Origin of the sequence: Stenotrophomonas sp. GD03777 (assembly GCF_029842485.1) — a bacterium.
In the GTDB taxonomy this organism is placed as follows: Bacteria; Pseudomonadota; Gammaproteobacteria; order Xanthomonadales; family Xanthomonadaceae; genus Stenotrophomonas; species Stenotrophomonas sepilia.
Genome location: NZ_JAOCGL010000034.1, coordinates 1 through 17,582 on the forward strand (window position 1 = coordinate 1; position 17,582 = coordinate 17,582).

Sequence of the window (17,582 nt, forward strand, 5' to 3'; positions counted from 1 at the left end):
CGTAGCGGTTACTTGCGGCTGTAATGCGCGACCAGGCGGTCGCCGAGCATCTGCAGCAGCTGCACCAGGACCAGCAGCAGGACCACGGTGACCAGGGCCACGTCGGTGTGCGAACGCTGGTAGCCGTCGCGGAACGCCAGATCGCCCAGGCCGCCGGAACCGATGGCGCCGCCCATCGCGGTGAAACCGATCAGCGCGACGGTGGTCACCGTCGCGCCGGCGATCAGGCCCGGGCGCGCTTCCGGCAGCAACACGCGGGTAACCAGCTGCCAGGTAGTGGCGCCCATTGCCTGGGTAGCTTCGATCACGCCGCGGTCAACCTCGCGCAACGCGGTCTCGACCAGGCGCGCATAGAACGGTGCGGCACCAATAACCAGCGGCACGATCGCACCACGCACGCCCAGCGACGTCCCCATCAGGAACAGGGTGACCGGAATCAGCACGATCATCAGAATGATGAAAGGCACTGAACGCAGCAGGTTCACCACCAGCGCCAGCACGCCATAGGCGAACGGCCGGCGCTTCATCTGCGGTGCGCCGAACAGGTACAGCAGCACACCCAGCGGCAGGCCGATGGCCAGGGTCAGCGGCAGCGAACCGAGCAGCATCAGCAGGGTGTCGATGGTGGCCTGGCCGATGTCGGCCCACTTGCCCGCATCCAGGTGGCGGAAGAAGCCGCCGGCAGTAGCGATGATCATCGACGCAGTTCCTCAACATGCACGCCGGCGGCCACGAACGCGGCCTGCGCGGCGGACTGGTCGCCGCCCACCAGGGCGACCACCAGCTGGCCATACGGGGTGTCCTTGATCCGGTCGATGCGGCCGGACAGGATGTTGTAGTCGACCCCGGTCTGCCGCGCGACACTGCCGAGCAGGGGTTCGTAGGTGTCGCCACCGAGGAAGGTCAGGCGCACGATACGGCCGCCAACGGCATCGAAATCACGGTGCAGCGCCCCCTCGTCCACATGCTCCGACTCACTGACGAAACGGCGGGTGGTCGGATGCTGCGGGTGCAGGAACACCCGGGTGACCGGACCGGTTTCGACCATCTGGCCGGCATCGAGCACCGCAACGCGGTCGCAGACACGGCGGATCACGTCCATCTCGTGGGTGATCAGCACAATGGTCAGGCCGAGCTCGCGATTGATCTTTGACAGCAGCGACAGCACCGAAGCGGTGGTCTGCGGATCGAGCGCACTGGTGGCCTCGTCGCACAGCAGGATCTGTGGACGGGTCGCCAGCGCGCGGGCGATACCGACGCGCTGCTTCTGGCCACCGGACAGCTGCGCCGGATACTTCTGCGCATGCGCTTCCAGGCCCACGGTCTGCAGCAGCTCGGCCACGCGCGCGTCGATTTCCGTCTTCGGCGTGCCGGCCAGTTCCAGCGGGAAGGCGACATTGCCCGCCACCGTGCGCGACGACAGCAGGTTGAAGTGCTGGAAGATCATGCCGATGCGCCGACGCAGCGCGCGCAGGCCGTCCGCGTCCAGCGCGGTGACATCCTCACCACCGATCAGCAGCCGGCCACCGCTGGGTTCTTCCAGGCGGTTGATCATGCGGATCAGGGTCGACTTGCCGGCGCCGGAATGGCCGATGATGCCGAAAACCTCACCGGCCTCGATGGTCAGGTCCAACGGTTGCAGCGCGCTGATCTCGCGGCCGGCAACGGCATAGGATTTGTGCAGGCGCTGGAACTCGATCACGGGCGTGGCTCACCGGCTGGGTGACGGAAGGGGGCGTGCAGCCTACCAGCGCAGGCGGTCGCGCGCCCGCGCCATGGGCCAGAATGTTATTCCTTTTGGTTCTAACGTACCTGCTCCGGCGCGGGTTCCGGGGTCGGATCCCCGCAGGGGCTCTGACCCCGCTTCCCGGCCAAACCGGTTCAGGGATGATCCAGCGGCTTCGGTGGTTCCTGCCGGTTGACCCGCTCGCGGTGCAGCAGGTAAAGCCCCGAAGCCACGATGATCGCCGCGCCCACCCAGGTATAGCCATCGGGCAGCTGGCCCCAGAAGGCCAGGTCCCAACCGATCACCCAGACCAGCCCGCTGTACTCCAACGGCGCGATCATCGAGGCCTCGCCCAGCTGGAAGGCCCTGGTCAGGGCGATCTGGCCCAGCGCCCCGGCCAGGCCCATGCCACCGATCAGCGGCGCATGTGCCAGCTGCAGCGGCACCCAGCCGGGTAGGGCCAGCAGGCCGGCACCGATGGCCATGATCACCAGGAACCAGACCACCATCGACTGCGAGGTATCGGTGCGGGTCAGCAGGCTGACCGTGATCGCCGCAATGGCATAGGCGGTGGCCGCGGCCAGCACCATCAGCCCCGGCACCGAGATGAAGCCATCGACGCCCGGCCGCAGCACCACCAGCACGCCGACCAGGCCAATCCCGATGGCGACCCAGCGCCGTGGCCCGACCCGCTCGCCCAGCAGCGGCACCGACAATGCGGCGATCAGCAGCGGGGCCACGAAATAGATGGTGTAGGCAGTGGACAACGGCAGGTCGCGCAGGGCGAACACGAAGCAGCCGATCATCGCCATGCCCAGCGCACCACGCAGCAGGTGCAGCCCCCAGCGGCGCGGCACCAGCGAACGCGGCCCGGCGCTGGCCAGCACCCAGACCAGCACGAACGGCAACGAGGCCGCGCCGCGCAGGAAGGTTACTTCCAGGGTGGGGTAGCTGGCCGACAGCTGCTTCATGCCAGCATCCATCAGCGAGAAGCAGGCGACCGCAGCGACCATCCAGGCCACCGCGCGAGAGGGGGAGCGTTGCACGTTCATGGCCCATTATCGCCCGGTCGTCGCATTCTGTAGAGCTCGGCCGCTCTTCAAAAAGCAGCCGAGCGTGGGCTCGGTTCTACAAACGGCGGGCATGGGGCCCTCGCGATAGAATGGCTGCCACTGAATCCTGCGGAGCATCGCCCATGCCTTCCTTCGACGTCGTGTCCGAAGTCGACACCCACGAACTGACCAACGCCATCGACCAGGCCAACCGCGAACTGGCCACCCGCTTCGATTTCAAGGGCGTGGATGCCAAGTTCGAACGCGATGGCGATGTGATCAACCAGTTCGCGCCGACCGAATTCCAGCTCAAGCAGATGAACGACATCCTGCGTGCACGCCTGGCCGCGCGCGGCATCGATGTGCTCAGCCTGGAGTTCGGCGACATCGAGACCAACCTGGCCCAGGCCCGGCAGAAGATCACCGTCAAGCAGGGCATCGAGCAGAAGATCGCCAAGAAGATCGCCGCTGCGCTGAAGGAAGCCAAGCTGAAGGTTGAAAGCCAGATCAATGGCGACAAGCTGCGCGTGCAGGGCAAGAAGCGCGACGACCTGCAGGACGCCATCGCCGTGCTCAAGGCCGGCAAGTTCGAGTTGCCGCTGCAGTTCAACAATTTCCGCGATTGATCTGGCCGCCGGGCATGGCCCGGCGCCGGCACCTGCGGTACGACGGCGCGTTGCAAGCGACGAGCCTACAATGTCCGCCCCGCCAGCCGACGTGCCCGCCATGACCGACGCCCAACTGCCCACCGAGGACCCGATCGCCGCCACCCGCCTGTGGCTGGAACGCATCGTCATCGGCCTGAACCTGTGCCCGTTCGCCAAGGCGGTCTACGTGAAGGACCAGGTCCGCATCGTGCTCAGCGATGCGACCACGACGGAAGCCCTGGTTGAGCAGCTGGCCGAGGAACTGGTCCTGCTGCGTGATACGCCGGCCGAGCAGATCGATACCACGCTGATCGTGCATCCGCAGGTGCTGACCGATTTCCTCGACTACAACGACTTCCTCGACAACGCCGACGCGGCGATCGAGGCGCTGGACCTGCAGGGCATCCTGCAGGTGGCCAGCTTCCATCCGGATTACCAGTTCGAGGGCGTGGCTGCCGACGACGCCAGCAACTACACCAACCGCGCGCCCTTCCCCACCCTGCACCTGCTGCGCGAAGACAGCGTGGCGCGCGCGGTGGACGTCTATCCGGATCCGGATGTGATCGTCGAGCGCAACATCCAGACCCTGGACCGCATCGGCGTGGACGGCTGGCATCGCCGCCTGCGTGGCGAAGACCTGTCGTGAGCACGGTACCGCCGATTGCCGCTTGGCCGGCCGCGCCGCTGTCGGGCAAGGTGGTGCTGGTCACCGGCGGTGCCAACGGCATCGGCCGTGGCATCGCGCAGGCCGTGCTCGGCGCCGGTGGCCGCGTGCTGATCGGCGACCTCGACATGGAGGCCGGCGAGGCGTGCCTGGCGGAATGGCAGCGTGGTGAGGATGCCGTGTTCCAGCGCCTGGATATCACCGACGAAGCCAGCGTGCGCGCCTTCATCGCCGTGGCCCTGCAGCGTTTCGGCCGCATCGACGGGCTGGTCAACAACGCGGGAATTGCCAGCCCGCACGGCACGCTGCTGCAGGACATGGACTGGGACGAGTGGCAGCGCCGGCTGTCTTCGCTGCACGGCGCGTTCCTGTGCAGCAAGCATGCGTTGCCGGCGCTGACCGCCAGCGCCGCCGGTGCGATCATCAACATCGCCTCGACCCGCGCCTGGCATTCCGAAGCACACAGCGAAGCCTATGCCGCAGCCAAGGGCGGGCTGGTGGGCTTCACCCATGCGCTGGCGATCAGCAGCGGCCCGGCGGTGCGGGTGAACAGCATCAGTCCCGGCTGGATCGGCACCTGCGAGTGGCAGGCACCCTCACGGCGACACGCACCGGAGTATTCGGCCACCGACCATGCGCAACACCCGGTCGGCCGCGTCGGCCAGCCGGAGGACATCGGTGCGTTGGCCGTATACCTGCTGTCATCACTGTCCGGTTTCAGTACCGGCCAGGATTTCATCGTCGACGGCGGCATGACCCGGAAGATGATCTACGCCGAATGACCCGCCACCGGTAGTGCCGGCCGCTGGCCGGCATTCCGGTAGATCCACGCCATGCGTGGATGGCGGTGAAGTGCCAACCGGGGTTGGCACCTACCCGACGCCTTACGCCATGCCCGAGTGGCGCAGCAGCGCATCGATCTGCGGAGCACGGCCGCGGAAGGCCTTGAAGTTGTCCGCCGCCGGGCGGCTGCCACCGCGCGACAGGATCTCATCACGGAAGCGTGCACCGGTTTCAGCCAGTGCCTGCGGCGCTTCCTCGAAAGCGGCATAGGCGTCGGCGCTGAGTACCTCGGCCCACTTGTAGCTGTAGTAACCCGCGGCGTAACCGCCCGCAAAGATGTGGCTGAACTGGTGCGGGAAGCGGTTCCAGGCCGGCGGGTGGTTCACCGCCACTTCCGCGCGCACGCGGTCCAACAGTGCCAGCACGCTGTCCTGCGCTGGTTCGAACTGGCTGTGCAGCAGCATGTCGAACAGGCCGAACTCCAGCTGGCGGACGGTGGCCATGCCGCTGTGGAAGTTGCGCGCGGCCAGCATGCGCTCGTACAGCGCGCGCGGCAGCGGCTCGCCGCTGTCCACGTGCGCGGTCATCGCCTGCAAGTGATCCCATTCCCAGCAGAAGTTCTCCATGAACTGGCTGGGCAGCTCCACCGCATCCCATTCCACGCCGTTGATGCCGGCGACGCCCAGTTCGCCGATGCGGGTCAGCAGCTGGTGCAGGCCGTGGCCCATCTCATGGAACAGCGTGGTCACTTCGTTGTGGCTGAAGGTGGCCGGCTTGCCGTTGGCACCGCGGCCGAAGTTGCACACCAGGTAGACCAGCGGCGTCTGCACGCTGCCGTCGGTGCGCACGCGACGGTTGCGGCAATCATCCATCCACGCTCCGCCGCGCTTGCCCTCGCGGGCGTACAGGTCCAGGTAGAACTGGCCAACCAGCGCACCCTGCGCATCGACCAACCGGAAGAAGCGCACATCCTCGTGCCACACCGGCGCGCTGTCCTCCTGCACGCGCAGGCCGTACAGCTGCTCGATCACCGAGAACAGGCCGCCCAGTACCTTCGGCTCGGTGAAATACTGCTTCACCTCCTGCTCGGAATAGCTGTAACGCGCCTGCTTCAGGCGGTCGGCGGCGAAGGCCAGGTCCCAGGCCTGCAGGCTGTCGATGCCGAGCTGTTCGCGCGCGAACTGCTCCAGCTCGGCGCGGTCCCTGGCGGCGAACGGCTTGGCGCGCGCGGCCAGGTCACGCAGGAAACCGAGCACTTCGGCCGGGTCCTGCGCCATCTTGGTCGCCACCGAGTAATGGCCGTACGAATCGAAGCCGAGCAACGCAGCCAGTTCGGCGCGCAGGGCAAGGATGCGGTCGATGTTGCCGCTGTTGTCCAGTGCGTCATCGCCGAATTCGGACGCACGCTGGGCGCTGGCGCGGTACAGGATCTCGCGAAGGTCGCGGTCCTCGCCCCAGGTCTGCACCGGCAGGTAGCACGGCATCTGCAGGGTCAGTTTCCAGCCGGCCTTGCCGTCCTTCTGTGCTGCGGCATGCGCGGCGGCCTTCACGTCTTCCGGCAGGCCCTTCAGCCGCGCTTCGTCTTCGATGATCAGCGACCAGGCATCGGTAGCGTCGAGCACGTTCTGCGAGAACTTCGCCGACAGCGCCGACAGTTCTTCCTTGATCGCAGCAAAACGCTGCTGCGCCTCGGGCGCCAGCTCGGCGCCGCCCAGGCGGAAGTCGCGCAGGGTGTTGTCCAGCACCTTGCGCTGGGCTTCATCGAAATGCGCCGCCTCCGGGCTGGCGGCCAGCGCCTGGTACTGGCGGTAAAGCGCCAGGTTCTGCCCCAGCACACTGGCGAAGCGGGTCACCCGCGGCAGGTTGCTGTTGTAGGCCTCGCGCAGCTCCGGGGTGTTGACCACGCCCTGCAGGTGGCCGACCAGGCCCCAGGCGCGCCACAGGCGCTCGGTGGCATCGTCCAGCGGGGTCACGAAGGTCTGCCAGGTGACCGGCTGCACCTGCTCGGCTGCGCTGACGGCGGCTTCGGCCTCGGCCAGCAGCACATCCAGCGCCGGCGCCACGTGCTCCGGGCGGATCGCCTCGAAGCGCGGCAGGCCGGAAAAATCGAGCAGGGGGTTGGCAACGGTCACGGCAGGTCTCCAGAGTACGGGCCCGGCAGGCGGGCAGCCCGGTAGATATGGCGCTGCCAGGCATCGCTGACAAGGGGGCACGGTATTCACATCGGCCTTACGCGCGCCCCCCGAAGCTCTGGGTGCGGGGGAGTCCGCAGCGGCACGTACCGAACGAGGCCCCACATGGAAGGTCTGGCTGCAGTTGCATCCGCCTCACCGGCGCGGTCGCTGGCACTGTCTGCCAGCGCGGCCGAACTGGCCTGGATCGCCGCGCTGTGCGATGCCGGCGACGACGCCCCGCGCCACCTGCAGCAGTTGCAGGCGGTGCTGCAGCAGGGCGGCACGTTCAATGAAAGCCAGGAGTGGTACCCGTTCGAAGTAGTCGAGCGCGGCGCCAGCCAGCTGCAGCTGGGCCATGAGCGCGAGTTCGTGATCTGCGTGTTGCTGTGGTTGCAGGCATTGGCCCAGGGCCGCGCCAGCATCCTGGATCCCACCCTGCACCTGGATGACCGTGCGATGGACATCGAGGCGTTGCCCGATGCACTGCGCGACGCGGTGCTCGACGCCTTCACCGCGGCGGGATATTGAGACGCCCCGGCGACCGGGTAGAGTCGACTTTCGCGCGCAGCGCGGGATTTTCGCGACCTGAACGTAGAGCAGTCGACTAACAGTCGACTCTACCAATCGACGCACGCCTCTGCGGTGCCCCCCTGGCATCGCCGGCATGGCCCGGCGAGAGCGTCGTCCATGCTACAGCGCTTCCAGGCTGCACCACGGCAGCTCGGGCAACCCCTGCCCGGCCACCGCCGCGGCCAGCTGTGCATCGGCGCCGTCGACATCGATGCCCTGGCGCAGGTACCACGCCGGGTCGTAATAGCTCTGCGCGTAGCGTTCGCCGCTGTCGCACAGGATGCTGACGATGCTGCCCTGGTGGCCCGCCTCGCGCATCCATTGCGCGGCCTGCAGCACGCCGATGAAGTTGGTGCCGGTGGAGCCACCGACGCGGCGGCCGAGCTGGCGGCTGACATGGCGCATCGCGGCCAGGCTCAGCGCGTCGGGTACCTTGACCATCGCATCGACGCTGGTCGGGATGAAGCTCGGCTCCACCCGTGGCCGGCCGATGCCCTCCACGCGCGAACCACCACTGCAGGTCAGGTCGCGCCAGTCCTGTCCACCGGCCACAGCGGCCCGGTAGCCGTCGAAGAACACCGACACTTCCGGGTCCGCGCACAGGATGCGGGTATCGTGGCGGCGGTAGCTGACATAGCGGCCCAGGGTGGCGGCGGTACCGCCGGTGCCGGGGCTGCACACGATCCATTCCGGAACCGGGCTGGGCTCTTCGGCCATCTGCTTGAAGATGGACTCGGCGATGTTGTTGTTGGCACGCCAGTCGGTCGCGCGCTCAGCGTAGGTGAACTGGTCCATGAAGTGGCCACCGGTTTCACGGGCCAGCTTTTCCGAATCACAGTTGAGGTCGCAGGCACGTTCGACCAGGTGGCAGCGGCCGCCCTGGAACTCGATCGCGGCGATCTTTTCAGGCGAGGTGGTGGCCGGGATCACTGCAATGAACGGCAGGCCCAGCAGGCGCGCGAAATAGGCTTCGGACACCGCCGTCGAGCCGCTGGACGCTTCGATCACCGGTCGCCCTTCGCGCAGCCAGCCATTGGCCAGCGCATACAGGAACAGCGAGCGCGCCAGCCGGTGCTTGAGGCTGCCGGTGGGATGGCTCGACTCATCCTTCAGGTACACATCGATGCCCTCGAACCCGGGCAGCGCCAGCGGGATCAGGTGGGTATCGGCGGAGCGGTTGAAATCGGCTTCAATCTTGCGGATGGCGGCGGCCACCCATTCACGCTGCGACATGGCGGGCAATCGTTGTCAGGACGGAACGGTGCGATCCGGCCATTGTACGTCGCGGTACCGTCAGGTGCTGGCCGGTAGAATGCCCCCATCCGGCCGGCAACGGCCCTGTCTGAAGGACCTCCCCCATGACCATTCCCGCCCTGCGCGATGTCCCCGGCGTCGCCGCCCAGGCCCCGGCCGAAACCACCGGCTTCGTGTTCAACCACACCATGCTGCGGGTGAAGGACATCACCGCCTCGCTGGACTTCTACACCCGCGTGCTCGGCTACCAGCTGATCGACAAGCGCGACTTTCCCGAAGCCCAGTTCAGCCTGTACTTCCTGGCCTACGTCCCAGCTGGCGTGGCGGTTCCGGAAGATGACAGCCAGCGCCGCCTGTGGATGGCCGGCCTGCCGGGCGTGCTGGAACTGACCCACAACCACGGCACCGAGAGCCAGGACGGTGCGGTCTATCACGACGGCAACAGCGACCCGCGCGGCTTCGGCCACATCTGCGTGTCGGTGCCGGACATCGAGGCGGCCTGCCAGCGCTTCGAGGACCTCGGGGTAACCTTCCAGAAGCGCCTGACCGACGGCCGCATGAAGAACCTGGCCTTCATCAAGGACCCGGACGGCTACTGGGTCGAGATCATCGCCAACGTCTGACCCCGAAAAGGGGACGAAGGGGATTAAGCCGTTTCTGGCACTATTGTGCTGGAAGCGACTTAACCCCCTCCGTCCCCTTTTTCTGTGAGGTTCGTATGGAAACGATGGAACTGCACCGTGGCCGCCTGATCGACCACATCCAGCTGGTGGTGCGTGACCTGGCCGCCAGCCGCCGCTTCTACCAGGCAGTGTTCGATACGATCGGCATCCCACTGGGCGGCGAAGGGCCAGACTTCTTCTGGGCCGACGAGCTGTTCATTTCCAGCGCCAGCAGCCGTGCCGCCGCCGGCCAGTTGACCGGCCGCCACCATCTCGCCTTCCAGGCGCGCGACAGCGCAACTGTTGATGCCTTCCACACTGCCGCGATCGCCGCCGGCGGTACCGACAATGGCGCGCCAGGCGAACGCCCCTACCACCCGGGCTACTACGGCGCCTTCGTGCTCGACCCCGATGGCAACAACATCGAAGTGGTCTATCACGGGCCGGCGAACTACAGCGCCGATTCGGTGAAGGTCACTTTCTGATATCACCGGCGCCGTGAATGAAGAAGCCGGGCAATGCCCGGCTTCTCTGCTTCCAGCGCTGCGGCCCTCAGTGGGCGGCCATGTAGATGTCCTGCAGCACGGCCTTTTCCAGTTCCAGCTCGCCCAGCAGGTTCTTCACGATATCGCCCAGGCTGAGGATGCCGACCAGGCGGGTGCCTTCAGTGACCATCAGGTGACGGCGCCGCGAGTACGTCATCAATGACATGGCCTGTTTCAGCGTGGCGTCCGGCGCAATGCCCTCCAGACCGGTGGACGGCAGGCTGGAAATCACCCGGCGGCCGGCCTGCGGGCCGTCGTCGGCCAGGGTGCGCACGATGTCCTTCTCGGAAATGATGCCGACCGGGGCATCGTCCTTCATCACCACCAGCGCAGCGATCCTGTTCGCGCTCATCTTGTGGGCGGCGGCACCGATCGTGTCTTCGGCATCGATGGTGATGACAGCTTCTTTCTTGGATTGCAGGAGTTCGCGGACGTTCATTCTTGTTTCCTGGTGCAGGTCACTGAAGTCAAAAAAGTGTGCTCTTCCGATACGCCCCCTCCCCGGGAACAGACCTTTCAGCGCACGTCTGGCGCACCCGTCTGCCGCTTGGAATCACTCGGCAGACGATGTGCTGCAACGCGAACGAGGCGGGTTCAATCGCTCAACCCTAACCTCGGCCAGATCGATTCTACGACTGCGACCCTCGGTCACTACCGGCATCGATAGGACAGTTCGTCGTGGGAACCAACTGACGATCCAGAGAATGGCACCGTGGCTGAAACCGCCGCTGAATACAGGCGGCTTCGCGCATTAAAGAATGATTGCCTGCTGCCGACGACGGACAGAACGCCCGGAGGCTGTCCCACTTCGTACTGCGTCCGGCACAAACGAAAGGGGCCTCGCAGGCCCCTTTCGCATGCAGCATCCCACAGCTCCGGGAATGCCTTACTCCACCGTCACGCTCTTGGCCAGGTTGCGCGGCTTGTCCACGTCGGTGCCGCGTGCCAGCGCGGTGTGGTAGGCCAGCAGCTGCACCGGGATGGTGTGCACGATCGGGCTGAGCACGCCGGCATGGCGCGGCGTGCGGATCACATGTACGCCTTCGGACGCGTTGAAGTTGCTGTCCTGGTCGGCGAACACGAACAGCTCGCCACCACGCGCACGCACTTCCTGCATGTTCGACTTCACCTTCTCCAGCAGGCTGTCGTTCGGCGCGATCACCACCACCGGCATGTCCTCGTCCACCAGCGCCAGCGGACCATGCTTCAGCTCACCGGCCGGGTAGGCCTCGGCGTGGATGTAGGAGATTTCCTTGAGCTTGAGCGCGCCTTCCAGCGCGATCGGGTAATGCAGGCCGCGGCCCAGGAACAATGCGCTGCTCTTGCGCGCGAAACGCTCGGCCCAGGCGGCGATCTGTGGCTCCATGTTCAGGGCGTGCTGCACGCTGCCCGGCAGGAAGCGCAGCTGCTCCAGGTAGTCCGCTTCCTGCGCCGCGTCGATGCGGCCATGCAGCTTGCCCAGCACCACGGTCAGCTGGAACAGTGCGGCCAGCTGGGTGGTGAAGGCCTTGGTCGAGGCCACGCCGATCTCGGCGCCGGCGCGGGTGTAGCAGACCAGTTCGCTGGCGCGCGGGATCGCACTTTCCGGCACGTTGCAGATCGACAGCGTGTGCTGGTGGCCCAACGATTTGGCGTACTTCAGCGCTTCCATCGTATCCAGCGTTTCGCCGGACTGCGAGATGGTCACGATCAGATGCTTGGGGTTCGCGTAGGCCGCGCGATAGCGGTACTCGCTGGCGATCTCCACGCTGCACGGCAGGCCGGCGATGGCTTCGATCCAGTAGCGCGCGGTCAGGCCGGCGTAGTAGCTGGTTCCGCAGGCGATGATCTGCACGCCTTCGATGCCCGACAGCACCGCTTCGGCGTTCTTGCCGAACAGCTCGGCCGGGAAACCACCGGCATCGATCACCGCCTCGATGGTGTCGCCCAGCGCGCGCGGCTGCTCGTGGATTTCCTTCTGCATGAAGTGGCGGTACGGGCCCAGCTCCAGCGATGCCAGCGACACGTCGGACAGGTGCACGTCGCGCTCGACCGGCTGGTCGTGCTCATCGAAAATGCGCACGCCGTCGCGACGGATCTCAGCGGTGTCGCCCTCTTCCAGGAAGATCACCTTGCGCGTGGCCGAGATCACGGCCGAGACGTCGGAGGCGACGAAGTTCTCTCCCTCGCCCAGGCCGACCAGCAGCGGGCAGCCCATGCGCGCGCAGACGAAGCGCTCCGGCTCGGCGCGGCTGACCACGGCCAGCGCGTAGGCACCGGTCAGCTCCTTCACCGTGTGCTGCAGCGCCACCAGCAGGTCGTCGCCGCCCTTCAGATGATGGTGGATCAGGTGCGCGATGACCTCGGTGTCGGTCTGCGATTCAAACGTGTAGCCCAGCGCGCGCAGCTTCTCGCGCTGCTCTTCGTGGTTCTCGATGATGCCGTTGTGCACCAGCGCCACACCGTGGCTGATGTGCGGATGTGCATTGGCCTCGGTGACACCGCCGTGGGTGGCCCAGCGGGTGTGGCCGATGCCCAGCACCGCATTGAAGCCCTCGGCCTCGGCCGCCGTGGCCATTTCCGACACTCGACCGGTACGACGGACGCGACGGACTTCGGGGCGCTCGGCGTGGTCGATCACTGCGATGCCCGAGGAGTCGTAACCACGGTACTCGAGCCGCTTCAGGCCTTCGATCAGTACCGGCACCACATCGCGATCAGCGATTGCACCCACGATTCCACACATGTCACGCGATTCCTTGGAGACGATCGGCGCATTCTAGCCCGCCTGCCTGGCTTCCCCCTCCTGTCCGCTTAATGAAAGTGTCCGGAAAGGTGTCCGCGGACACCCGGACACTCCCCCGAAATCCCCAACCCCTTGACCTGAAAGGAAATAAGGTTGGCACGCTACGTGCTTGGTATTGGCTACCACCGTCAGGCACGCACCCGATGATCCGCGACACTTCCGCACAGGACCAGATCGTTTCCTCCGCCCCGGCCGGCACCACCCGCGCCAGCTGGCACCGCTACCGCTGGCCGGCGCTGGGCGCCATTGCGCTGCTCGCCGGCATCGGCTGGGCGGTCCATGCCTGGTCCAATGCCAGCCGCTCCTTCGACAGCAGCCGCGTGCGCATCGCCGAGGTGAAGCGGGGCGACCTGGTCCGTGACATCGCTGCCGACGGCCGCGTGATCGCCGCCAACAGCCCGATCCTGTACGCGATCTCGGCCGGTACCGTGGACCTGAAGGTCGTCGCCGGTGACGTGGTCAAGAAGGGCCAGGAGCTGGCGATCATCGACAGCCCGGAACTGCGCAGCAAGCTGGCCCAGGAACAGGCAACGCTGGCCGGCCTGGAAGCCGAGGCCAGCCGCGCCGCGCTGGACGCGACCCTGGCCCGTGCCAAGTCACGCAAGGAAACCGACCAGGCCACCATCGAACGCCAGGCCGCCGACCGCGACCTGCAGCGCTACCAGCGCGGCTACGACGGCGGTGCGGTGCCGCAGATCGACCTGGCCAAGGCGAAGGACTCGCTGAAGAAGGCCGACATCACCCTGGCCAACGCCACCACCGACGCGCGCCTGCAGAGCCAGGGCGCCGACCTGGATGCCCGCAACAAGCGCCTGCTGGCCGACCGCCAGAAGGCCGTGGTGGCCGAAGTGCAACGCCAGGTCGATGCACTGACCCTGCGCGCCCCGTTCGATGGCCAGGTCGGCCAGGTCCAGGCGGTGCAGTCCACCAACCTGGCCGCCAACGCGCCGGTGCTGGGCGTGGTCGACCTGTCCAAGTTCGAGGTCGAGATCAAGGTGCCGGAGAGCTTCGCCCGCGACCTGGCGATCGGCATGCCGGCCCAGCTGACCGGCGGCAACGGCCAGCCGTTCCCGGGCGAGATCAGCGCGGTGTCGCCGGAGGTGGTCAACGGCGAGGTCAATGCCCGCGTGCGTTTCGCCAGCGCGCAGCCGGAAGGCCTGCGCCAGAGCCAGCGGATGTCGGTGCGCGTGCTGCTCGATACCCGCAAGAACGTGCTGAAGGTCGAGCGCGGCCCGTTCGTCGAACAGGGCAACGGCATGGCCTACGTGATGGATGGCCGCACCGCCGTGCGCCGCCCGGTGGAACTGGGCGTCAGCAGCCTGGGCGAAGTGGAAATCAAGTCGGGTGTGCAGCCGGGCGACCGCATCGTGGTCTCCGGCAGCGACCTGTTCAAGGACGCCGAACGCGTCTCCGTCAACTGATACCTGAATCCTGGAGAGAGGACACCCCATGTACATGCTCGAAATGCGTTCGGTCGCCAAGGTCTTCCGCACCGAACAGGTGGAAACCCACGCGTTGCGCTCCCTGGAACTGCAGGTCAAGGAAGGCGAGTTCGTCGCCGTCACCGGTCCGTCCGGTTCCGGCAAGACCACCTTCCTCAACATCGCCGGCCTGCTGGAAACCTTCACCAGCGGTACCTACATGCTGGACGGGCAGGATGTGAGCACGCTGGGCGATGACGCCCGCAGCCGCCTGCGCAACCAGAAGATCGGCTTCATCTTCCAGGGCTTCAACCTGATCCCCGACCTCAACCTGTTCGACAACGTCGACGTGCCGCTGCGCTATCGGAAGATGAGCGCCAACGAACGCCGCGAACGCATCGAGAAGGCGCTGACCCAGGTCGGCCTGGGCTCGCGCATGAAGCACTACCCGAATGAGCTGTCCGGCGGTCAGCAGCAGCGTGCGGCGATCGCGCGTGCACTGGCCGGCAGCCCGCGCCTGCTGCTGGCCGACGAGCCGACCGGCAACCTGGATACGCAGATGGCGCGTGGCGTGATGGAACTGCTGGAGGAGATCAATGCCGCCGGCACCACCATCGTAATGGTCACCCACGACCCGGAACTGGCCGCGCGTGCGCAGCGCAACGTGCACATCGTCGACGGCCAGGTCACCGACCTGGTGCGCGAGCCGGTGCTGGCCACGCCGCGCCACATCGTCGCCGTCAACGAGTGAGGGCATTCCCATGTTCGCCTACTACGCCCGATTGGCGGTACGCAGTTTCCGCCGCAACAAGGTCCTGACTGCGCTGATGGTGGTAGCCATCGCCCTCGGCATCGGTGCCTCGATGACCACCCTGACCGTATTCCACGTGCTGTCCGGCGACCCGATCCCCGGCAAGAGTGACCGGCTGTTCTATGTGCAGCTCGATGCCGCGACCGGCGCCTATGTCGCGGGCGAGGAGCCGGAAACACAGTTGACCCGCTTCGACGGTGAAGCCCTGCTGCGCGAAGCCAAGGGCGAGCGCCAGGCGCTGATGAGCGGCGGCGGCGGCACCATCGAACCGGACAACAGCACCCTCAAGCCCTTCAGCATCGACACCCGCTGGACCTCGGCCGATTTCTTCCCGATGTTCGAGGTGCCCATGCAGTACGGCCGCCCGTGGACGCGCGAGGACGACGAAGGCCGCGCACGCGTGGTGGTCATCTCCAAGGCGCTCAACGACAAGCTTTACCAGGGCGCCAACAGCGTAGGCCGCGACCTGCGCATGGAAGGCCAGAGCTACCGCATCGTCGGCGTGATGAAGGAGTGGAGCCCGGAGCCGCACTTCTACGACCTGACCACCGGCAGCTACGGCAAGAACGAGGACCTGCTGCTGCCGATTTCCACGTCCTTCGACCTGAAACTGGGCAGCAACGGCAACATGAACTGCTTCGGCGAAAATCCCGACGGCAACAGCTACTCGCTCAATGCGCCGTGCGCGTGGCTGCAGTACTGGGTGGAGATGGACCCGGCCAAGGCCGCCGACTACCGCCGCTACCTGGAGAACTATTCGAGCCAGCAGCGCCAGGCCGGCCGCTTCAAGCACCCGCCGAACGTGCGCCTGCGCACCGTGATGGAATGGCTGGACTTCAACGGCGCGGTGCCCAGCGATGTGCGCCTGCAGCTGTGGCTGGCACTGGGTTTCCTGGGGGTCTGCCTGGTCAACACGGTGGGCCTGCTGCTGGCCAAGTTCCTGCGCCGCAGTGGTGAGATCGGCGTGCGCCGCGCACTCGGTGCCAGCCGTGGCCAGATCTTCCTGCAGTGCCTGGTGGAAGCCGGCGCGGTCGGCGTGGTCGGGGGCGTGCTGGGCATCGGCCTGGCCCTGCTGGGCCTGTTCGCGGTGCGCCAGCAACCGGTGGAGTACGCAAAGCTGGCCCACCTGGACGGCAACATGCTGCTGCTTGCGCTGGGCTTGACCCTGTTCGCCAGCCTTGCCGCCGGTTTCCTGCCTGCCTGGCGCGCCATGCAGGTCACTCCGGCCATCCAGCTCAAGTCGCAGTAAGCACCCGAACGAGGACTCCCATGGACATCCGCCCCATCCTCAGCACGCTGCGCCGGCACAAGACTGCCGCTGCCCTGATCGTGCTGGAAGTCGCACTAACCTGCGCCATCGTCTGCAACGCGCTGTTCCTGGTCAGCCAGCGCGTGGAGAAGATCAGCATGCCCAGCGGCATCGCCGAGAACGAACTGGTGATGCTCCGCGTCAGCGGCATCGGCAAGCAGACCGATGCCATGGCCCGCACCCGTGAGGACCTGGCGTCATTGCGTGCGCTTCCCGGCGTCAGCAACGTCACCATCATCAACCAGGTGCCTTTCCGCAACGGCTCGTCCAGCAGCAGCATCTCGCGGGAGATCGACCAGGAACGGCCGACCACCAACGCCTCGATGTACACCCTGTCCGAGAACGGGCTGGCCACGATGGGCATCAACCTGATCGCCGGCCGCGATTTCCTGCCCGGCGAGTACCAGAACTTCGAAGACGCCAGCAAGGGGGGCGCCAAGGAAAACGCCATCCCGGTCATCCTCACCCAGGCCACCGCCGCCAAGATGGAACCCAACGGCAGCGCGCTGGGCAAGACCTACTACATGGGCAAGCAGCCGCTGCATGTGGTCGGCATCGTCGACACGCTGAGCACGCCCAACGGCTGGAATGACAACTGGACGAACTCCATGCTGCTGCCCATGCGGCGCACCTTCGACGAGGGTGGCACCTATGTGCTGCGCACTTCGCCGGAACGCCGCCAGGAGGTGCTTGATGCGGGGGCTGCTGTACTGGAGCGCAATGACCCCAACCGGCTGATGCGCGACAAGCTGACCTATGAAGACCAGCGCAAGGACTTCTTCAAGAACGACCGCGCGATGGTTGGCCTGCTGATCACCGTCAGCATCTCGCTGCTGGTGGTCACCGCATTGGGCATCATCGGCCTGGCCAGCTTCTGGGTGCAGCAGCGCAGCAAGCAGATCGGCATCCGCCGCGCGCTCGGTGCCACCCGCGGGCAGATCCTGCGCTACTTCCAGACCGAGAACTTCCTGCTGGCCTCGCTGGGGATCGTGCTGGGCATGCTGGCGGCCTACGCGATCAATCTGGCACTGATGAACCTGTACGAGCTGCCACGCATGCCCCTGTACTACCTGCCGCTGGGCGCGCTGCTGCTGTGGGTGCTGGGCCAGGTCGCGGTGTTCGGACCGGCCCGGCGCGCGGCGGCGGTCCCGCCCGCAGTTGCCACGCGGGGCGCGTGAG

Annotated in this window: 17 protein-coding genes; 10 read left to right on the top strand and 7 right to left on the bottom strand. The window is 66.5% G+C overall.

Features of this window, described 5'->3' with window-relative positions:
• Window positions 1-8: 8 nt before the first annotated feature.
• The 3 genes from N5E02_RS09610 to N5E02_RS09620 all read right to left on the bottom strand — a co-directional run bounded on the left by N5E02_RS09610 (window position 9) and on the right by N5E02_RS09620 (window position 2,778).
• Window positions 9-698, bottom strand: a complete 690-nt coding sequence (locus N5E02_RS09610; protein WP_014038544.1) for a methionine ABC transporter permease — start codon at window positions 696-698, stop codon at window positions 9-11.
• The gene (locus N5E02_RS09615) at window positions 695-1,702 is read right to left on the bottom strand and encodes a methionine ABC transporter ATP-binding protein (RefSeq protein ID WP_033834529.1); all 1,008 of its coding nucleotides are present in this window, start codon (window positions 1,700-1,702) and stop codon (window positions 695-697) included. The genes N5E02_RS09610 and N5E02_RS09615 overlap by 4 nt, the downstream gene beginning before the upstream one ends.
• A 179-nt stretch (window positions 1,703-1,881) precedes the next feature.
• Window positions 1,882-2,778, bottom strand: a complete 897-nt coding sequence (locus N5E02_RS09620) for a DMT family transporter (RefSeq protein ID WP_005419466.1) — start codon at window positions 2,776-2,778, stop codon at window positions 1,882-1,884.
• A gap of 143 nt (window positions 2,779-2,921) precedes the next feature.
• Here N5E02_RS09620 and N5E02_RS09625 point away from each other — a divergent pair, with 143 nt between their 5' ends.
• The 3 genes from N5E02_RS09625 (at window position 2,922) to N5E02_RS09635 (ending at window position 4,871) form a co-directional block, all read left to right on the top strand.
• Window positions 2,922-3,404 carry a YajQ family cyclic di-GMP-binding protein gene (locus tag N5E02_RS09625; protein ID WP_005419468.1) on the top strand — a complete coding sequence of 161 codons (483 nt, stop codon included), beginning with the start codon at window positions 2,922-2,924 and terminating at the stop codon, window positions 3,402-3,404.
• Between the two features lie 100 nt (window positions 3,405-3,504).
• Window positions 3,505-4,071, top strand: a complete 567-nt coding sequence (locus N5E02_RS09630; RefSeq protein ID WP_033834530.1) for a DUF1415 domain-containing protein — start codon at window positions 3,505-3,507, stop codon at window positions 4,069-4,071.
• The gene (locus N5E02_RS09635; protein ID WP_279946212.1) at window positions 4,068-4,871 is read left to right on the top strand and encodes an SDR family oxidoreductase; all 804 of its coding nucleotides are present in this window, start codon (window positions 4,068-4,070) and stop codon (window positions 4,869-4,871) included. Before N5E02_RS09630 ends, N5E02_RS09635 begins: the two co-directional genes overlap by 4 nt.
• Before the next feature lie 102 nt (window positions 4,872-4,973).
• On the opposite strand, the gene N5E02_RS09640 is transcribed toward N5E02_RS09635, so the two are convergent.
• The gene (locus N5E02_RS09640; RefSeq protein WP_033835682.1) at window positions 4,974-7,004 is read right to left on the bottom strand and encodes a M3 family metallopeptidase; all 2,031 of its coding nucleotides are present in this window, start codon (window positions 7,002-7,004) and stop codon (window positions 4,974-4,976) included.
• 165 nt (window positions 7,005-7,169) lie between these two features.
• Here N5E02_RS09640 and N5E02_RS09645 point away from each other — a divergent pair, with 165 nt between their 5' ends.
• Window positions 7,170-7,574, top strand: a complete 405-nt coding sequence (locus tag N5E02_RS09645; protein WP_005419475.1) for a hypothetical protein — start codon at window positions 7,170-7,172, stop codon at window positions 7,572-7,574.
• Between the two features lie 162 nt (window positions 7,575-7,736).
• Here N5E02_RS09645 and N5E02_RS09650 read toward each other — a convergent pair whose 3' ends face one another.
• Window positions 7,737-8,849: a PLP-dependent cysteine synthase family protein gene (locus N5E02_RS09650; RefSeq protein ID WP_005419477.1), complete on the bottom strand. Its 1,113-nt coding sequence runs from the start codon at window positions 8,847-8,849 to the stop codon at window positions 7,737-7,739.
• A 125-nt stretch (window positions 8,850-8,974) separates the two neighbouring features.
• Here N5E02_RS09650 and gloA point away from each other — a divergent pair, with 125 nt between their 5' ends.
• The gene (gene gloA, locus N5E02_RS09655) at window positions 8,975-9,493 is read left to right on the top strand and encodes a lactoylglutathione lyase (protein WP_033834977.1); all 519 of its coding nucleotides are present in this window, start codon (window positions 8,975-8,977) and stop codon (window positions 9,491-9,493) included.
• 95 nt (window positions 9,494-9,588) lie between these two features.
• Window positions 9,589-10,017, top strand: coding sequence for a VOC family protein (locus N5E02_RS09660; protein WP_019660719.1), 429 nt, complete (start codon window positions 9,589-9,591; stop codon window positions 10,015-10,017).
• Window positions 10,018-10,084: 67 nt separating this feature from the next.
• On the opposite strand, the gene N5E02_RS09665 is transcribed toward N5E02_RS09660, so the two are convergent.
• Together N5E02_RS09665 and glmS are read right to left on the bottom strand one after the other, a co-directional pair.
• Entirely contained in the window at window positions 10,085-10,516 is a 432-nt protein-coding gene (locus N5E02_RS09665) for a CBS domain-containing protein (protein WP_033834978.1), read from the bottom strand.
• A gap of 447 nt (window positions 10,517-10,963) precedes the next feature.
• Window positions 10,964-12,802, bottom strand: coding sequence for a glutamine--fructose-6-phosphate transaminase (isomerizing) (gene glmS, locus N5E02_RS09670; protein ID WP_033834979.1), 1,839 nt, complete (start codon window positions 12,800-12,802; stop codon window positions 10,964-10,966).
• 203 nt (window positions 12,803-13,005) lie between these two features.
• Between glmS and N5E02_RS09675 the strand changes: the two genes are divergently transcribed.
• From N5E02_RS09675 to N5E02_RS09690, 4 genes are read left to right on the top strand one after another with little or no spacing between them, the layout of a single operon-like run.
• Window positions 13,006-14,283 carry an efflux RND transporter periplasmic adaptor subunit gene (locus N5E02_RS09675; RefSeq protein ID WP_005419485.1) on the top strand — a complete coding sequence of 426 codons (1,278 nt, stop codon included), beginning with the start codon at window positions 13,006-13,008 and terminating at the stop codon, window positions 14,281-14,283.
• Between the two features lie 28 nt (window positions 14,284-14,311).
• Window positions 14,312-15,034 carry an ABC transporter ATP-binding protein gene (locus N5E02_RS09680; protein WP_005419487.1) on the top strand — a complete coding sequence of 241 codons (723 nt, stop codon included), beginning with the start codon at window positions 14,312-14,314 and terminating at the stop codon, window positions 15,032-15,034.
• Between the two features lie 10 nt (window positions 15,035-15,044).
• Window positions 15,045-16,343, top strand: a complete 1,299-nt coding sequence (locus N5E02_RS09685; protein ID WP_005419489.1) for an ABC transporter permease — start codon at window positions 15,045-15,047, stop codon at window positions 16,341-16,343.
• A gap of 20 nt (window positions 16,344-16,363) precedes the next feature.
• Window positions 16,364-17,581 carry an FtsX-like permease family protein gene (locus tag N5E02_RS09690; protein ID WP_279946213.1) on the top strand — a complete coding sequence of 406 codons (1,218 nt, stop codon included), beginning with the start codon at window positions 16,364-16,366 and terminating at the stop codon, window positions 17,579-17,581.
• The last annotated feature ends 1 nt before the right edge of the window (window position 17,582 follow it).

Excerpts from the sequence above, each read along its gene's own strand:
- N5E02_RS09610 (WP_014038544.1), bottom strand. The coding sequence starts at position 698 with ATGATCATCGCTACTGCCGGCGGCTTCTTCCGCCACCTGGATGCGGGC.
- N5E02_RS09620 (WP_005419466.1), bottom strand. The coding sequence starts at position 2,778 with ATGAACGTGCAACGCTCCCCCTCTCGCGCGGTGGCCTGGATGGTCGCT.
- N5E02_RS09625 (WP_005419468.1), top strand. The coding sequence starts at position 2,922 with ATGCCTTCCTTCGACGTCGTGTCCGAAGTCGACACCCACGAACTGACC.
- N5E02_RS09630 (WP_033834530.1), top strand. The coding sequence starts at position 3,505 with ATGACCGACGCCCAACTGCCCACCGAGGACCCGATCGCCGCCACCCGC.
- N5E02_RS09645 (WP_005419475.1), top strand. The coding sequence starts at position 7,170 with ATGGAAGGTCTGGCTGCAGTTGCATCCGCCTCACCGGCGCGGTCGCTG.
- N5E02_RS09650 (WP_005419477.1), bottom strand. The coding sequence starts at position 8,849 with ATGTCGCAGCGTGAATGGGTGGCCGCCGCCATCCGCAAGATTGAAGCC.
- gloA (WP_033834977.1), top strand. The coding sequence starts at position 8,975 with ATGACCATTCCCGCCCTGCGCGATGTCCCCGGCGTCGCCGCCCAGGCC.
- N5E02_RS09660 (WP_019660719.1), top strand. The coding sequence starts at position 9,589 with ATGGAAACGATGGAACTGCACCGTGGCCGCCTGATCGACCACATCCAG.
- N5E02_RS09665 (WP_033834978.1), bottom strand. The coding sequence starts at position 10,516 with ATGAACGTCCGCGAACTCCTGCAATCCAAGAAAGAAGCTGTCATCACC.
- glmS (WP_033834979.1), bottom strand. The coding sequence starts at position 12,802 with ATGTGTGGAATCGTGGGTGCAATCGCTGATCGCGATGTGGTGCCGGTA.
- N5E02_RS09675 (WP_005419485.1), top strand. The coding sequence starts at position 13,006 with ATGATCCGCGACACTTCCGCACAGGACCAGATCGTTTCCTCCGCCCCG.
- N5E02_RS09680 (WP_005419487.1), top strand. The coding sequence starts at position 14,312 with ATGTACATGCTCGAAATGCGTTCGGTCGCCAAGGTCTTCCGCACCGAA.
- N5E02_RS09685 (WP_005419489.1), top strand. The coding sequence starts at position 15,045 with ATGTTCGCCTACTACGCCCGATTGGCGGTACGCAGTTTCCGCCGCAAC.
- N5E02_RS09690 (WP_279946213.1), top strand. The coding sequence starts at position 16,364 with ATGGACATCCGCCCCATCCTCAGCACGCTGCGCCGGCACAAGACTGCC.